We start from the raw sequence: 14593 nt of genomic DNA, 5'->3' as shown, positions 1-14593 counted from the left end.
ACGTGAAGATGCAAGTAGAGTTGCTTTCACCAATTGCTATGGAAGACGGTTTAAGATTCGCAATTAGAGAAGGTGGTCGTACAGTAGGTGCGGGCGTTGTTGCTAAAGTTACGGATTAATTAGTTATATAAGGGTCGAAGATTTATTGTATAATCTTCGGTTTTTCGTTTGTAAAGAAAGACACTACAAATAGATAGGACAAAACACATGAGCAATCAAAATATTAGAATTAAATTAAAAGCATTTGATCATCGTTTAATCGACAAATCAGCGCTTGAGATTGTAGAAACTGCTAAGCGTACGGGTGCTAGTGTAAGAGGTCCAATACCTCTTCCTACGAAGATTGAGCGCTTTACAGTATTGACTTCTCCGCACGTTAATAAAAAAGCAAGAGATCAATACGAATTAAAAACTTACATTAGATTAATGGATGTTATTAGCCCTACTGATAAAACAGTAGATGCTTTAATGAAGTTAGACTTAGCGGCTGGTGTTGACGTAGCAATTAAGCTTAATTAAGCATAAATAAATAATTAAATTTACCCATAAATTAGGAATAAGATCATGGCAATTGGTTTAGTAGGACAAAAATTAGGTATGACACGCTTAATAAACGACGATGGTACTACCACGCCGGTTAGCGTTATTAAAATTGAGCCTAATCGTGTTGTTCAAACAAGAACACTTGAAGTTGATGGCTATAGTGCTGTACAAGTAACAACAGGTGCAAAAGTGAACAAAAAAGGTGAAGCTAAAGTGCGTCGTGTACCTGCTGCCACCAAAGGACATTATGCTAAGGCATCACAAGAAATTGGTCTTGGTCTTTGGGAATTCAGAGCTGATGCTGACGAAATTGGCGATAACACAAGTTTTGATTTATCTTTATTTGGCGCTGGACACTACGTTGATGTTACTGGTCAATCTAAAGGTAAAGGTTTCCAAGGTGGTGTAAAGCGTCACAATTTCCAGATGCAAGATGCGACACACGGTAACTCAATCTCTCATAGAGCAATTGGTTCAACAGGTCAGTGTCAAGAGCCTGGTCGAGTTTTTAAAGGTAAAAAGATGGCTGGTCACATGGGTGCTGAGCAAGTTACTCAAGAGTGTCTAGAGGTCGTTAAGGTTGATACTGAAAAGAGTGTTATTTTAGTTAAGGGTTCAATTCCGGGTGCTAAACAAGGATTCGTAAAAATTTCTTTATCGCCTAAAAAAGACAAAATTAACGTTGAAGTAACAAAAAACATTCAAGAAAGTGCAGCTGCTGAGTCTGCTGATTCTGAAGAAGCATAAGGTTTTAAGATGAAATTAAATGTATTAAACATAAGCACAAACAAGTCAACTACGACAGAAGTAGCTGATACTATTTTTGCAAGAGACTATAATCAATCATTGGTTCACCAGGTTACTACTGCTTACATGGCTGGTGGTCGTCAAGGCTCAAAGGCTCAAAAAAATCGCGCTGCAGTTAGTGGTGGTGGTAAGAAGCCTTGGAATCAAAAAGGTACTGGCCGAGCTCGTGCAGGTACATCACGTGGTCCAATTTGGCGTTCTGGTGGTGTTACATTTGCAGCGCAACCTCGTAGCTACGCACAAAAAGTAAACAAGAAAATGTATAAGGGTGCAATCTCAGTTATTTTTTCTGAGTTGGCTCGTACAGATCGCTTGAAAGTAGTCAATGAATTTGACGTGAAAGAAGCTAAGACTAAAAATATTACTGCAATTCTTAAGTCGTTAAATGTTGATGATGCATTGTTAATGACTGATGAGCTAGATGAAAATTTGTATTTATCTTCTAGAAACTTATACCATGTAGGTGTATGTGACACACAGAGTATAGATCCAGTTAGCTTAATTGGATACAAAAATGTTGTTGTTACTGAAGCTGCATTGAAGAAAATTGAGGCAATGTTATGAATCAAGAAAAAGTATTAAAAACTTTATTGGCGCCAATAGTATCTGAAAAGACGGCGATGTTATCTGCGCATAATCAGTACGCATTTAAAGTACGTGTTGATAGCAATAAGAAAGAAATTAAAGCTGCTGTAGAATTATTATTTGGCGTTAACGTTGAAAATGTTACAACTTCAGTTGTTAAAGGCAAAAAGAAAGTATTTAAAGGCAAAATCGGTCGTCGAATTAATTGGAAAAAGGCAATGGTAAAAGTGTCTGAAGGCCAAATGATTGACGTTAGCGCATCTTAAAGAGATTTTATTATGGCACAAATAATTAAAAGAAAACCAACCTCACCAGGCAGAAGATTTGTCGTTAGTATTGTAGACAAAGAGCTACATAAAGGCGCGCCTTATGCACCACTAACACAAAGTAAGAGTAAAACTGCCGGTAGAAATAATCATGGTCGTATTACCACTCGTCATAAAGGTGGTGGTCATAAGCAGCGTTACCGTGTAATTGATTTTAAACGTAATAAAGACGATATTACAGCACGTGTAGAGCGTCTTGAATATGATCCAAATCGTAGTGCTAATATTGCGTTGGTTTTATATGCAGATGGTGAGCGCCGTTATATTATTGCTCCTAAAGGTTTGTCTGCTGGTGACTCAATCGTATCAGGCTCGACGGTTGCCATTCAAACAGGCAACGTGATGCCTTTGGCTAATATTCCATTAGGTAGTGTAATTCATTGTATTGAATTACAGCCAAAGAAAGGCGCACAAATGGCACGTAGTGCTGGTACTTCAGCGCAATTAATTGCAAAAGAAGGTAACTACGTAACATTGAGACTACGCTCTGGTGAAGTTCGTAAGGTTTTAGCTGAATGTCGTGCAACGATTGGCGAAGTTTCTAAAACTGAGCATAGTTTAAGAAAATTAGGTAAAGCGGGTGCAACTCGCTGGAGAGGTGTTAGACCAACCGTTCGTGGTGTAGTAATGAACCCAGTAGATCACCCACATGGTGGTGGTGAAGGTAAAACAAGTGGTGGTCGCCATCCAGTTTCACCTTGGGGTACACCGACTAAAGGTTACAAGACACGTAGTAATAAACGTACCGATAAGCTTATCGTACGTCGTAGAAATAAGGGTTAATCATGGCTAGATCATTAAGAAAAGGACCATTTGTTGACGAGCACTTAATTAAAAAAGTATTAACGGCTCAAGATAACAACGACAGAAAACCAATTAAAACTTGGTCACGTCGCTCAGTAATCGTACCTGAGATGATTGGTTTAACAATTGCAGTTCATAACGGCAGAGCGCATGTTCCAGTTTCTATTACAGAAGAAATGATTGGGCACAAGTTAGGCGAATTTGCTTTAACTAGAACGTTTAATGGCCACTCAGGCGATCGTAATTAATAGGTGAATGACATGAAAGAAGTTAAAGCAGTGCACAAGTATGCAAAAGGATCATCTTTTAAGGTGAGATTGGTTGCGGATCAGATTCGTCAAAAATCAGTAGAAGAAGCATTAAATATCCTGTCATTTAGCAATAAGGGAGCGGCAAAATTAGTTAAGAAAGTATTAAACTCAGCCATTTCAAATGCAGAGCATAATAATGGTCTTGACATTGATGAGTTAAAAGTAAGCAGTGTTTATGTTGACGAAGGTTCAACGATGAAGAGAATTCGTCCAAGAGCTAAAGGTCGTGCAAACAGAATTTTAAAAAGAACAAGCCACATTACTGTTGGCGTGAGTGCAGGTTAAGTTATGGGTCAAAAAGTAAATCCAAAAGGTATTAGATTAGGTATCGTTAAAGATTGGGATTCAAAGTGGTATGCCAATTCTCAAGATTATTCTAAATTTTTACTGTCTGATATTGAAGTTAGAGATTTCTTATTCGAGAAATTAGCCGCAGCTTCTGTTAGCCGTGTTCAGATTGAGCGCTTAGCAAATAATGCTAAAGTAACAATTCACACTGCTCGTCCTGGTATCGTTATTGGTAAGAAGGGTGCAGATATTGAGCAGCTTAAATCAATCATTTCTAAAATGATGGGTATTCCTGTTCATATTAATATTGAAGAAATTAAAAAACCTGAACTTGATGCGCGTTTAGTTGCTGAGAATATTGCTCAACAATTAGAAAAGCGTGTTATGTATCGTCGTGCAGTTAAGCGTGTACTGGGTAACGCAACACGTTTAGGCGCACTAGGCATCAAGGTTATGGTTGGCGGTCGTTTGAACGGTGCTGAAATTGCTCGTTCAGAATGGTACCGTGAGGGTCGTGTGCCATTACATACATTTAGAGCTGATGTTGATTACGCTAGTTATGGTGCAAACACACAGTATGGTGTAATCGGTATTAAAGTTTGGATCTTTAAAGGTGAAATTCTTGACCATAAGAAAGGCACATTAGATGAGGTTGCTCGTCGTGGTGCTACAAATCAAATCGGTAAGAAGTAATAAGGATTGAGAAATGTTACAACCTAAGCGTACAAAATTTAGAAAAATGATGAAAGGCCGTAATCGCGGTCTAGCAACTGGCCATAAGGTTAGTTTTGGTGAAATTGGCCTTCAGGCTACTGGCAGATGTCGTATGACTGCAAGACAGATTGAATCTGCACGTCGTGCAATGACTCGTCATGTTAAACGTCAGGGTAAAATTTGGATTCGTGTATTCCCAGACAAGCCTATTACCAAAAAGCCTTTAGAAGTTCGAATGGGTAAAGGTAAAGGTAGTGTTGAATACTGGATCGCGCAAATTAAGCCTGGTCAAATGTTATTTGAAATGCAGGGTGTTGACGAAACGGTTGCCCGTGAAGCTTTTGCCTTAGCCGCTGCTAAGTTACCAGTAACCACAAAAGTTATTAAAAGGACGGTAATGTAATGGATATTAAAGCATTAAGAGATCAAGATATCTCTGCACTAAACGAGACACTAATGTCTTTATTAAAAGAGCATTTTGAGTTGCGTATGCAACATCGTAGCGCTCAGTTGGATGATTCATCTAAACTTGGCAAAACGAAAAGATCTATTGCACAAGTAAAAACGATTATTAAAGAGAAACAAGCATGAGTGATAATAAAGTAGAACGCGTACTAATGGGTACAGTTGTAAGCGCTGGTCGTGATAAGACGATTGCTGTTGAAATTGAACGTAAAGTTAGGCATCCGATATATAAAAAATACATCAAGCGCAGCACGAAAGTTCATGCTCATGATGAAAAGAATGAATGTTCAATTGGTGATACAGTAAGAGTGGTAGAGTCAAAGCCATTCTCAAAGACTAAACATTGGGCATTGATTGAAGTGGTTGAGAAATCAGTTTCAGTTGATTAATATCTAAATTTAAAGAGAGTAAGACATGATTCAAATGCAAACAAAACTTAGTGTTGCCGATAATAGCGGTGGTGTTAAGGCAATGTGTATTAAAGTTTTAGGCGGTTCAAAGCGTCGTTATGCTAATATCGGTGATGTAATCAAGGTAAGTATTAAAGAAGCTTCTCCGCGTGGTAAAGTTAAAAAAGGTGATGTGTACGACGCAGTGGTGGTACGTACTGCGCAAGGTGTTCGTCGTGCTGATGGTTCACGTATCCGTTTTGATAACAATGCTGTTGTGCTTCTGAACACAAAGCTTGAGCCAGTTGGTACTCGTATCTTCGGCCCTGTTACTCGTGAATTACGTAACAAGCAATTTATGAAGATTGTATCGTTAGCTCCAGAGGTTCTATAATGCAAAAAATTAAATTAAATGACGAAGTAATTATTATTGCCGGTAAAGACAAAGGTTCTACAGGCACAATTACAAAAGTATTAGATAACAAGGTTATCGTCGAAGGTAAGAATATTGCAAAGAAACACGTTAAAGCCAATCCAAATGCGGGTGTTACTGGTGGTATCGTGGATACTGAAATGCCATTAGCCATTTCAAATGTTGCGATTTTAAACACTAAAACAAATAAAGCTGACAAAGTAGGTATTCGTACAGACAAAGAAGGCAATAAGGAAAGATTTTTTAAATCAAACGGCGATTCAATCGTTTGAGCAAGTTAAGGAAATAAACCGTGTCTAGATTACAAGAAGAATATACAAATGTTATTAAGCCCGCTCTACAAAAAGAGTTAGGTCTTAATAACCCAATGGCTGTGCCTAAAATTGAAAAGATTACCATTAATATGGGTCTTGGTAGTGCACTAGGTGATAAAAAAGTATTGCAAAATGCGTTAGAGGAAATGGGTCTAATTTCTGGTCAGAAACCTTTAACCTGTAATGCGCGTAAATCTGTGGCAAGTTTTAAAATTAGAGAAGGTAATGCAATTGGTTGTAAAGTAACTTTGCGTAAAGAAAAGATGTATGAATTTCTTGATCGTTTGGTTAATGTTGCTATTCCTCGTATTCGTGATTTCCGTGGTTTAAAGCCTACCTCTTTTGATGGTCGTGGTAACTACAACATGGGTATTACTGAGCAGATTACGTTTGCTGAAATTGATTTTGAGAAAGTAGATAGAACACGTGGTATGGATATCGCTATCACTACGTCTGCTGCTTCTGATGATGACGCTAAGAAACTATTAGCAATGTTTAAATTCCCATTTAAAGGATAAGGAAAATGGCTAAAAAGTCTATGATAAATAGAGATCTTAAACGCACAAAGATAGCTGAAAAGTTTAAATCTAAGCGTTTAGAATTAAAGAAAATTATTAAAAGTGTGCACTCTTCTGATGAAGAGCGCTTCCAGGCAACTATTAAGTTGCAGGCACTTCCACGTGATGCCTCACCAACACGTCAACGTAGTCGTTGTGGTTTGACAGGTCGTCCACATGGTTTTTACCGTAAGTTTGGTTTAGCTAGAACGAAACTTAGAGAACGCACTATGAATGGTGAAGTTCCAGGTTTATCTAAAGCAAGCTGGTAAGGAGAAATAATATGAGTATGTCTGATCCTATTGCTGATATGTTGACGCGCATTCGTAACGCTCAAATGGTTGCGAAGAAAGAAGTTAATATTCCAGCATCAAACTTAAAATCCGCTATTGCTAGTGTTATGCAACAAGAAGGCTTTATTGAGTCTTTTTCTGTTGACGGTGAAAAAGCCGCTAAAACATTAACAATTAAACTTAAGTATTTTGAAAACAAGCCGGTAATTGAAATATTAAAGCGTATTTCTAAGCCAAGTCTTAGAGTTTATGCGCCTAGCACAGAAATGCCAAGCGTTATGAATGGCCTTGGTATTGTGATCGTTTCTACCCCTAAGGGCGTAATGACTGGACAAGCGGCATCATCCCAAAATGTGGGTGGTGAAGTTCTGTGTAGCGTCTACTAAGTTTGGAGAGATAATATGTCTAGAGTAGCAAAATCACCAATTACAATTGAAAGTGGCACAGAGGTTTCAATGTCTGACGCAACAATGACGGTTAAAGGTAAGCTTGGCCAAATGAGCATGGATGTTCACCCGTCTGTTAACGTTAGCATTAAGGATAGTGAAATTACATTTACCATTGCCAAAGTTGAAAAGAAAGCAGAAAAGTCTGCATGGGCTCAAGCGGGTACTGCTAGAGCAAATACAGCAAACCTTATTCAAGGTGTTACTGCAGGTTGGGAAAAGAAATTATCACTAATCGGTGTTGGTTACCGTGCGAAAGCAATGGGTAAAACACTTGATCTTACTTTGGGTTTTTCACATCCAGTTGCTTACGCATTACCTGAAGGTATTACGGTAGAAACACCCTCTCAAACTGAGATTGTTGTTAAGGGTATGGATAAGCAAAAAGTTGGCCAAGTTGCCGCTGAAATTAGAGCTTACCGTCCACCTGAGCCTTACAAAGGTAAAGGTGTACGTTATACGGACGAGTACGTTGTTCGTAAAGAAGCTAAGAAGAAATAATTGATAAGGTATTCACAATGAAACTTTCAAAAAAACAAGCTCGTTTAAGAAGAGCAACAAAATTTAGAGCTCAACATGCTGAAAGAGGCACTGAGCGTTTGTCTGTACATAAGACATCTGCACACATTTATGCGCAAATTATCAGCGCTTGTGGCACTAAGACATTAGCATCAGCATCTTCAGTTGCATCTAAGATGAAGAATGGTGGTAATGTTGATGCTGCAACAGAAATTGGTACTGCAATTGCTAAGGCTGCTAAAAAAGCTAAAGTAACTAAAGTAGCATTTGATCGTTCTGGTTTTAAATACCATGGCCGTATCAAAGCTTTAGCTGATGCAGCAAGAGATGGCGGATTAGAATTCTAATAAGCGTTCAACTGGAACAATATTAAAAGGCAACAAAAATGGCTGAATATAAGAAAAATAATAATAACGACGACAATGAATTCATTGAGAAATTAGTTAACATTCGTCGTGTTGTAAAAGTGGTTAAAGGTGGACGTATCTTTGGTTTCTCTGCATTGGTTGTAGTGGGTGATGGAAAAGGTAAAGTTGGTTACGGCACGGGTAAATCTCGCGAAGTACCTGCCGCTATTCAAAAAGCAATGGAAAAAGCTAAGAAAGCAATGAAGACCGTGCCATTAACAAATGGTACATTGCACTACCCGATAACTTCTAATGTGGGTGCTGCAAAAGTTTACATGCAGCCTGCTTCTGAAGGTACAGGTGTTATTGCTGGCGGCCCTATGCGTAGTGTGCTTGAAGCAGTTGGTGTTCATGATATCTTAGCCAAGTGTAACGGTACACGCAACCCAATTAGTGTTGTTCGTGCCACGGTTGAAGGCTTAACATCTATGTCTTCTCCTTCAATGGTTGCTGCTAAGCGTGGCAAGACAGTTGAACAAATTAACGGAGAAGGATAATGGCTGCTAAGACTGTAACAGTAACTTTAACTAAAAGTTTTTTTGGTCGTTTACCTTCGCATCGTGCTACGATAACTGGCCTTGGCTTAAAAAGAATTAACCACACGGTAACACTTGAAGATACGCCTGCTGTTAGAGGCATGATCAATAAAGTGTCTTACTTACTAAAAGTAGAGGATTAAGAAAATGTTTTTAAATTCATTAGCACCTAACGAAGGTGAAAAGAAATCAAGAAAACGCGTAGGTCGTGGTATTGGTTGTGGCTGGGGTAAAACTTGTGGTCGTGGTCATAAGGGTCAAAAGTCACGTTCTGGCGGTTTTACTAAAGTAGGTTTTGAAGGTGGTCAGATGCCATTGCAACGTCGCCTTCCAAAGGTGGGTTTCTCTTCAAGAGTTTCTATTATTACTTCACAAGTAACTTTATCTGAAATTAACAACCTAGAAGAGACAGACATTACTGTTGATGTACTTAAGCAGCATAACTTGATTACTAAAAATATTAAACGTGTTAAAGTGATGTTATCTGGTGAGATTACTCGTTCGGTGACTTTATCTGGTATTAGAGCAACTAAAGGCGCTAAGGCTGCTATTGAAGCTGCTAAAGGCTCTGTAAACGAGTAATTATATGTCTCAACCCTTAGGCCTTTCTGAAGACTTATCGAAGCGCATCCTCTTTTTATTGGGTGCGTTAATCGTTTTTAGATTAGGTACACATATCACCATTCCATTTATTTCAAGCGCTGCATTGGCGTCTTTGGTGCAAGATCAGCAAGGCACAATCTTGGATATGTTTAATATGTTCTCGGGTGGTGCGTTAGAGCGTTTATCAATTTTTACCTTGGGCATCATGCCTTATATCTCTGCGTCAATTATTATTACTTTGATGACCTCAGTTGTACCGAAATTGGAGCAACTGAAAAAAGAAGGTGAAACAGGAAAGCGTAAAATTACTCAATACACACGTCTTGGCACGGTTGTCTTGGCAGTATTCCAATCCTACGGTATTTCTATTGCCCTACAATCACAAAGCGCTGGTGGTGTTGCCTTAGTAACCCAAGGTGGCTTTACGTTTAGTATGGTAACTGTTGTTACTTTAACAACCGGTACTTTATTCTTGATGTGGCTAGGTGAGCAGATCACTGAAAAAGGGATTGGTAACGGTATTTCCATGATTATTTTTGCTGGTATTGTGTCAGGCTTACCTTCAGCCTTTGGCTCAACGTTATCTTTGGTTTCTACCGGTGAATTAACGGTTATCTTGGTTGTGATCTTATTGGCCATGACTTTATTGGTGACTGCTTTTGTTGTATTCATGGAAAGAGGGCAGCGCCGTATTACCGTAAACTACGCTAAGCGCCAACAAGGTCGTAAGATGGTGGGTGGACAAAGCTCATACCTACCATTAAAAATTAATATGGCTGGTGTTATTCCACCAATTTTCGCCTCTAGTATTATTTTATTTCCAGCAACTTTGGGTGGCTGGTTCTCACAAAGTGAGGGGCTAGGTTGGTTAGCAGATTTAACGGCTAGTATTTCACCGGGTCAGCCACTTTACGTCATGTTTTATGGCTTGGCGATTGTATTTTTTACATTCTTCTATACAGCATTGACTTTTGATTCAAAAGATACCGCTGATAACTTACGTAAGTCTGGTGGTTTTATTCCTGGCATTCGCCCTGGTAAGCATTCAGCAGACTATATTGATTCAGTTATGTCTCGATTAACTGCATCAGGTGCAATCTACATTACTGCGGTATGTCTATTGCCAGAATTCCTAATTTTATACTGGAATGTGCCATTTTACTTTGGTGGAACCAGTTTACTAATCATCGTCGTAGTGGTGATGGATTTTATCGCGCAAGCTCAGTCTCACTTAATGTCAAATCAGTACGAGTCATTAATGAAGAAGTCGGGCTTAAATTAATAAAAGGTAGCAATCATGAAAGTAAGAGCATCAGTAAAGAAAATTTGTAATAACTGTAAAATTATTAAGCGCCATGGCGTTGTAAGAGTAATTTGTAAAGAGCCTCGTCATAAACAAAGACAAGGCTAATTTCAATTGACATTGTTAAGCGTGCAACGTATAATTGCCCGTTTTTCAAATTTGAATTTTGCAAGCAAAAAATATATATAAAACTTAGCAAAATTAAGACTAATAGAGACAAGGTACAAGGAAAACTATGGCTAGAATAGCGGGAATTAACATTCCAACACACAAACACATCGTCATTGGCTTACAGTCAATATTTGGTATTGGTGAAACAAGATCTAAAGCAATCTGTGAAACCTTAAAAATTGACCAATCAACAAAAGTTTCTGAGATTCCAGAAGATGTTGTTGAGTTGATCCGTGGTGAAGTGGCTAAATTCGAAGTTGAAGGTGATCTTCGTCGTCAAGTGGCTATGGATATTAAACGTCTTAAAGACCTAGGTTGTTACCGCGGTGTTCGTCATCGTAAAGGCTTACCTTTACGTGGTCAAAAAACTAAAACTAACGCAAGAACTCGTAAGGGTCCTCGTCGTTTAATTAAATAATAATAGGTAGATATTATGGCTAAAGCACCAGTAAAAAAGAAGTCTAAAAAGGTAATTACGGACGGTATTGCGCATATCCATGCGACATTTAACAATACCATCGTTATGATTACAGATCGTCATGGTAATGCTGTTTGTTGGGCAACATCAGGTGGTTCTGGTTTTAGAGGTTCTAGAAAATCAACGCCATTTGCTGCACAAGTTGCTGCTGGTAACTGTGGTGAAAAAGCATTAGCATTTGGCATGAAGAATCTTGATGTTCGCGTTAAGGGTCCTGGTCCTGGTCGTGATTCTGCTATTCGTGGCCTTAATGCACAAGGGTTAAAAATTCAATCAATTACAGATGTTACGCCAATCCCTCATAACGGTTGTCGTCCTTCTAAGAAACGTAGAGTATAAGGATAAATTATGGCTAGATATACTGGACCAACTTGTAAATTAGCACGTCGCGAAGGCACGGACTTATTTCTTAAAAGCGGCATTAGATCATTAGATTCTAAGTGTAAATTAACTCAATTACCTGGTGTACACGGTGCTAATGCTCGTCGTCAAAAGGGTACTGAGTACGGTTTGCAGCTTCGTGAAAAGCAAAAAGTTAGACGTATTTACGGCATTCTAGAAAAGCAATTCCGTTCTTACTACAAGAGTGCTTCACAAAAGAAAGGTTCTACCGGTGAAAACTTGTTGTCTTTACTTGAGTGTCGCTTAGATAACGTTGTGTACCGTATGGGCTTTGGCTCTACACGTGCAGAAGCTAGACAATTGGTTTCACATAAGTCAATTCTAGTTAACGGTTCAATTGTTAACATTCCTTCATACCAAGTGAGTGCTAATGACGAAATCTCTATTCGTGAAAAAGCTAAAAAACAAAGTCGTATTCAATTAGCAGTCGAACTTGCAGAGCAAGGTGACCAAGCAGAATGGATTGATGTTGATTCAAAAGCATTAAAAGGCGTATTTAAGAATGTTCCAGCACGTGATGATCTATCTTCAGACATCCAGGAACACTTAATCGTTGAATTGTATTCTAAATAAGGAATTAATCATGCAAGGTAGCGCAAAAGATTTTTTAAAGCCAAAATTAGTTGAGTCTTCTCAGACTGGTACTAACGAATTCAAGGTAGTTCTTGAGCCGTTAGAGCGTGGTTTTGGTCATACTTTGGGTAACGCCCTTAGAAGAACATTACTTTCATCAATGACTGGCTCTGCAGTTACTGAAGTAGCCATTGATGGAGTGATGCATGAGTTTTCAACTATTGAAAACGTTCAAGAGGATGTTTTAGACATCTTGCTAAACTTAAAAGAAGTATCTGTTGCATTAAACACCTCTGATACTGCTGAAGTAGTGATTGATAAAAAAGGCCCATGTGAAATCACGGTTGCAGATATTGAGGCAAGCGGAACTGATATCACTGCACATAATCCTGAGTTTGTTATTGCCACAGTTAACGATGGCGGTCATGTACGCATGACGCTAAAAATTGGCACAGGTACTGGCTATGATACGGCTGTATCACGCTCTGAGGAAACATCAACTATTGGTGGCATTCAACTTGACGCAAGCTTTTCGCCAATTAAGCGCGTTAGCTTTACGGTTGATGCAGCGCGTGTTGAGCAAAAGGTTAACCTTGATAAGCTAAACATGGTGATTGAGACTAATGGTTCTGTTGATGCAGAATCTGCAATTAAACGTGCGGCTTCAATCCTTCAAGATCAATTATCTTCTTTTGTTGAGTTAGAGTTAGTTGAAGAAGAAGAAGCATTGCCAATCTCAGATGACTTTGATCCTCAGTTGCTTGCTGCAGTTGACGAGCTAGAGTTAACGGTACGTAGTGCTAACTGTCTTAAAGCTGAGCAAATCTACTACATTGGTGATTTAATCCAAAAGTCTGAGCAAGACCTATTAAGAACGCCTAACCTAGGTCGTAAATCATTAAACGAAATTAAAGAAGTATTGACTGACAAAGGTCTTTATTTAGGAACAGACATTCCTAATTGGCCACCAGTTGATCTAATGAGTGAATAAGGAAATAACATGAGACATAGAAAGTCAGGTAAACAACTAAACCGTAATTCTTCTCACCGTAAGGCGATGTTTAAGAATATGGCGAACTCTTTGTTCGACCATGAAACAATTAAAACAACTTTGCCTAAGGCAAAAGAGCTTCGTCGTGTTGTTGAGCCATTAATCACCAAAGCTAAAGTTGATTCAGTAGCCAATCGTCGTAATGCATTTGCCAAATTACGTGATGATGCAATGGTTGCTAAGTTATTCACGCAACTAGGTCCATTCTATAAAGATCGTCCTGGTGGCTATATTCGTATTTTAAAAGCTGGTTTTCGTACTGGTGATAAAGCGCCAATGGCTATTGTTCAATTGGTTGATTTTGACAGCTCTACGGATGCTGCAACTACAGATTCATAAAGGAAAAATAATATGCCTTCAATTAAAGTAAGAGAGAACGAACCATTTGATATTGCCCTTAGACGTTTTCGTCGTTCATGCGACAGAGCAGGCGTTATTACCGATGTTCGTAAAAAAGAATTTTACGAAAAGCAAACTTGGGTTAACAAACGCATGAAAGCAGCGGCTGTGAAGCGCACTCATAAAGAGATGGCTAAAAACCGAGTACATCGCAAACGTATGTACTAAAGAGTTCTTGAAAATGCGGTTTTAAACCGCATTTTTTTTCTTTAATATTTTTCAAATTAATAATTACTATGTCTAATCTTAAATCTCAAATAATCGCTGATATGAAAACTGCCATGAAAGCCAAGGATAAAGACGGTTTAAAGGCGGTTCGCATGATACTAGGCGCTATTAAGCAACGTGAAGTTGATGAGCGTATTGAACTGGACGATACCCAGGTGTTAGCGGTCATTCAAAAAATGGTGAAGCAGCGTAAAGATTCTATTGCTCAATTTAAGCAAGCTGGTCGTGATGATCTAGTTGCTGTGGAAGAAGCTGAGCTCACTATTATCTCAAGCTATATGCCGCAGCAAATGACTGAGGCTGATATTGCAATAGCGGTTGATAAAGCTATTGCTGATACCGGTGCAACTTCTATGCAAGACATGGGTAAGCTTATGGGTAAGCTTAAAGGTCAATTAGATGGAAAGGCTGACATGGCTGTGGTTTCATCAATCATTCGTAGCAAGCTTTCATAAAGCCCTTTATAAAGAAATTATTATTGCTTAGTCTGCTATGCGTTTCTTTTTCTGGCTTAGCTAAAGAAGTTTTAATTCAAAAAGACATTAAATCAATTAACCTTATACATCAGGGTGAGCCTGTTGATTTGCAGCGCAATCAAGACAGATCTAATAACATCATGAAGTTTTATCAGGGTACTTGGCGTGGCAA

30 protein-coding genes and 1 pseudogene are annotated in these 14593 nt (G+C 38.7%); all 31 read left to right on the top strand.

All coding sequences use genetic code 11. The features are described 5' to 3' along the window. Positions 1 to 119, top strand: a pseudogene (locus PSN35_RS02695) (elongation factor Tu); the annotation flags it as partial. An 88-nt stretch (positions 120 to 207) separates the two neighbouring features. Further along, positions 208 to 519, top strand: coding sequence for a 30S ribosomal protein S10 (rpsJ, locus tag PSN35_RS02690; protein WP_300029063.1), 312 nt, complete (start codon positions 208 to 210; stop codon positions 517 to 519). Positions 520 to 564: 45 nt separating this feature from the next. Beyond that, a complete protein-coding gene (rplC, locus tag PSN35_RS02685) occupies positions 565 to 1290 on the top strand; it encodes a 50S ribosomal protein L3 (RefSeq protein ID WP_300029060.1) in 726 nt (241 codons plus the stop codon). Positions 1291 to 1299: 9 nt separating this feature from the next. After that, the gene (gene rplD / locus PSN35_RS02680; RefSeq protein WP_300029057.1) at positions 1300 to 1914 is read left to right on the top strand and encodes a 50S ribosomal protein L4; all 615 of its coding nucleotides are present in this window, start codon (positions 1300 to 1302) and stop codon (positions 1912 to 1914) included. Next, positions 1911 to 2201 carry a 50S ribosomal protein L23 gene (gene rplW, locus PSN35_RS02675; protein ID WP_300029054.1) on the top strand — a complete coding sequence of 97 codons (291 nt, stop codon included), beginning with the start codon at positions 1911 to 1913 and terminating at the stop codon, positions 2199 to 2201. The genes rplD and rplW overlap by 4 nt, the downstream gene beginning before the upstream one ends. A 12-nt stretch (positions 2202 to 2213) precedes the next feature. Beyond that, a complete protein-coding gene (gene rplB / locus PSN35_RS02670; RefSeq protein WP_300029051.1) occupies positions 2214 to 3044 on the top strand; it encodes a 50S ribosomal protein L2 in 831 nt (276 codons plus the stop codon). 2 nt (positions 3045 to 3046) lie between these two features. After that, on the top strand, positions 3047 to 3313 hold the full coding sequence (gene rpsS, locus PSN35_RS02665; RefSeq protein ID WP_300029048.1) for a 30S ribosomal protein S19: 267 nt from the start codon (positions 3047 to 3049) through the stop codon (positions 3311 to 3313). Between the two features lie 12 nt (positions 3314 to 3325). Further along, positions 3326 to 3661 (top strand): 50S ribosomal protein L22, encoded by a 336-nt coding sequence (gene rplV, locus PSN35_RS02660; RefSeq protein WP_300029046.1) that lies wholly within the window; start codon positions 3326 to 3328, stop codon positions 3659 to 3661. A gap of 3 nt (positions 3662 to 3664) precedes the next feature. Further along, a complete protein-coding gene (gene rpsC, locus PSN35_RS02655) occupies positions 3665 to 4357 on the top strand; it encodes a 30S ribosomal protein S3 (protein WP_300029044.1) in 693 nt (230 codons plus the stop codon). Positions 4358 to 4370: 13 nt separating this feature from the next. Further along, positions 4371 to 4781: a 50S ribosomal protein L16 gene (gene rplP, locus PSN35_RS02650; protein WP_300029041.1), complete on the top strand. Its 411-nt coding sequence runs from the start codon at positions 4371 to 4373 to the stop codon at positions 4779 to 4781. Continuing rightward, positions 4781 to 4969: a 50S ribosomal protein L29 gene (gene rpmC / locus PSN35_RS02645; RefSeq protein ID WP_300029038.1), complete on the top strand. Its 189-nt coding sequence runs from the start codon at positions 4781 to 4783 to the stop codon at positions 4967 to 4969. The genes rplP and rpmC overlap by 1 nt, the downstream gene beginning before the upstream one ends. Further along, on the top strand, positions 4966 to 5232 hold the full coding sequence (gene rpsQ, locus PSN35_RS02640) for a 30S ribosomal protein S17 (protein ID WP_300029035.1): 267 nt from the start codon (positions 4966 to 4968) through the stop codon (positions 5230 to 5232). Before rpmC ends, rpsQ begins: the two co-directional genes overlap by 4 nt. A 25-nt stretch (positions 5233 to 5257) precedes the next feature. After that, positions 5258 to 5626 (top strand): 50S ribosomal protein L14, encoded by a 369-nt coding sequence (gene rplN / locus PSN35_RS02635; protein WP_053951633.1) that lies wholly within the window; start codon positions 5258 to 5260, stop codon positions 5624 to 5626. After that, positions 5626 to 5937 (top strand): 50S ribosomal protein L24, encoded by a 312-nt coding sequence (gene rplX, locus PSN35_RS02630; protein WP_300029030.1) that lies wholly within the window; start codon positions 5626 to 5628, stop codon positions 5935 to 5937. Before rplN ends, rplX begins: the two co-directional genes overlap by 1 nt. Before the next feature lie 20 nt (positions 5938 to 5957). Then, on the top strand, positions 5958 to 6497 hold the full coding sequence (rplE, locus tag PSN35_RS02625; protein WP_300029027.1) for a 50S ribosomal protein L5: 540 nt from the start codon (positions 5958 to 5960) through the stop codon (positions 6495 to 6497). Between the two features lie 5 nt (positions 6498 to 6502). Continuing rightward, entirely contained in the window at positions 6503 to 6808 is a 306-nt protein-coding gene (gene rpsN / locus PSN35_RS02620) for a 30S ribosomal protein S14 (protein ID WP_300029024.1), read from the top strand. Between the two features lie 11 nt (positions 6809 to 6819). Continuing rightward, entirely contained in the window at positions 6820 to 7215 is a 396-nt protein-coding gene (rpsH, locus tag PSN35_RS02615) for a 30S ribosomal protein S8 (RefSeq protein WP_300029021.1), read from the top strand. Between the two features lie 15 nt (positions 7216 to 7230). After that, a complete protein-coding gene (gene rplF, locus PSN35_RS02610; protein WP_300029018.1) occupies positions 7231 to 7776 on the top strand; it encodes a 50S ribosomal protein L6 in 546 nt (181 codons plus the stop codon). Between the two features lie 17 nt (positions 7777 to 7793). Continuing rightward, positions 7794 to 8141: a 50S ribosomal protein L18 gene (gene rplR, locus PSN35_RS02605; protein WP_300029015.1), complete on the top strand. Its 348-nt coding sequence runs from the start codon at positions 7794 to 7796 to the stop codon at positions 8139 to 8141. 38 nt (positions 8142 to 8179) lie between these two features. Continuing rightward, positions 8180 to 8698, top strand: coding sequence for a 30S ribosomal protein S5 (rpsE, locus tag PSN35_RS02600; RefSeq protein WP_300029012.1), 519 nt, complete (start codon positions 8180 to 8182; stop codon positions 8696 to 8698). Continuing rightward, entirely contained in the window at positions 8698 to 8880 is a 183-nt protein-coding gene (rpmD, locus tag PSN35_RS02595; protein ID WP_300029009.1) for a 50S ribosomal protein L30, read from the top strand. The genes rpsE and rpmD overlap by 1 nt, the downstream gene beginning before the upstream one ends. Before the next feature lie 4 nt (positions 8881 to 8884). Next, on the top strand, positions 8885 to 9319 hold the full coding sequence (gene rplO / locus PSN35_RS02590) for a 50S ribosomal protein L15 (RefSeq protein ID WP_300029006.1): 435 nt from the start codon (positions 8885 to 8887) through the stop codon (positions 9317 to 9319). Between the two features lie 4 nt (positions 9320 to 9323). Continuing rightward, positions 9324 to 10622, top strand: coding sequence for a preprotein translocase subunit SecY (secY, locus tag PSN35_RS02585; RefSeq protein WP_300029003.1), 1299 nt, complete (start codon positions 9324 to 9326; stop codon positions 10620 to 10622). A 15-nt stretch (positions 10623 to 10637) separates the two neighbouring features. Then, the gene (gene rpmJ / locus PSN35_RS02580; protein WP_010646235.1) at positions 10638 to 10751 is read left to right on the top strand and encodes a 50S ribosomal protein L36; all 114 of its coding nucleotides are present in this window, start codon (positions 10638 to 10640) and stop codon (positions 10749 to 10751) included. 127 nt (positions 10752 to 10878) lie between these two features. After that, positions 10879 to 11232, top strand: coding sequence for a 30S ribosomal protein S13 (gene rpsM, locus PSN35_RS02575; RefSeq protein WP_300028988.1), 354 nt, complete (start codon positions 10879 to 10881; stop codon positions 11230 to 11232). Positions 11233 to 11247: 15 nt separating this feature from the next. Beyond that, positions 11248 to 11631: a 30S ribosomal protein S11 gene (gene rpsK, locus PSN35_RS02570; protein ID WP_300028986.1), complete on the top strand. Its 384-nt coding sequence runs from the start codon at positions 11248 to 11250 to the stop codon at positions 11629 to 11631. A 9-nt stretch (positions 11632 to 11640) separates the two neighbouring features. Beyond that, positions 11641 to 12267, top strand: a complete 627-nt coding sequence (gene rpsD / locus PSN35_RS02565; protein WP_300028984.1) for a 30S ribosomal protein S4 — start codon at positions 11641 to 11643, stop codon at positions 12265 to 12267. A gap of 10 nt (positions 12268 to 12277) precedes the next feature. Then, positions 12278 to 13258 (top strand): DNA-directed RNA polymerase subunit alpha, encoded by a 981-nt coding sequence (gene rpoA, locus PSN35_RS02560; protein ID WP_300028983.1) that lies wholly within the window; start codon positions 12278 to 12280, stop codon positions 13256 to 13258. Positions 13259 to 13267: 9 nt separating this feature from the next. Then, complete coding sequence (gene rplQ, locus PSN35_RS02555) at positions 13268 to 13657, top strand: 50S ribosomal protein L17 (RefSeq protein WP_300028981.1); 390 nt, start codon at positions 13268 to 13270, stop codon at positions 13655 to 13657. 12 nt (positions 13658 to 13669) lie between these two features. Continuing rightward, entirely contained in the window at positions 13670 to 13885 is a 216-nt protein-coding gene (rpsU, locus tag PSN35_RS02550) for a 30S ribosomal protein S21 (RefSeq protein WP_291926576.1), read from the top strand. A gap of 68 nt (positions 13886 to 13953) precedes the next feature. Continuing rightward, a complete protein-coding gene (locus tag PSN35_RS02545) occupies positions 13954 to 14400 on the top strand; it encodes a GatB/YqeY domain-containing protein (protein WP_300028975.1) in 447 nt (148 codons plus the stop codon). The last annotated feature ends 193 nt before the right edge of the window (positions 14401 to 14593 follow it).

This window comes from Candidatus Thioglobus sp., from assembly GCF_028599055.1.
Taxonomy (GTDB): Bacteria; Pseudomonadota; Gammaproteobacteria; order PS1; family Pseudothioglobaceae; genus Thioglobus_A.
The sequence above is the reverse complement of the archived record's forward strand: the minus strand, read 5'-3'. Positions and strand labels throughout refer to the sequence as shown.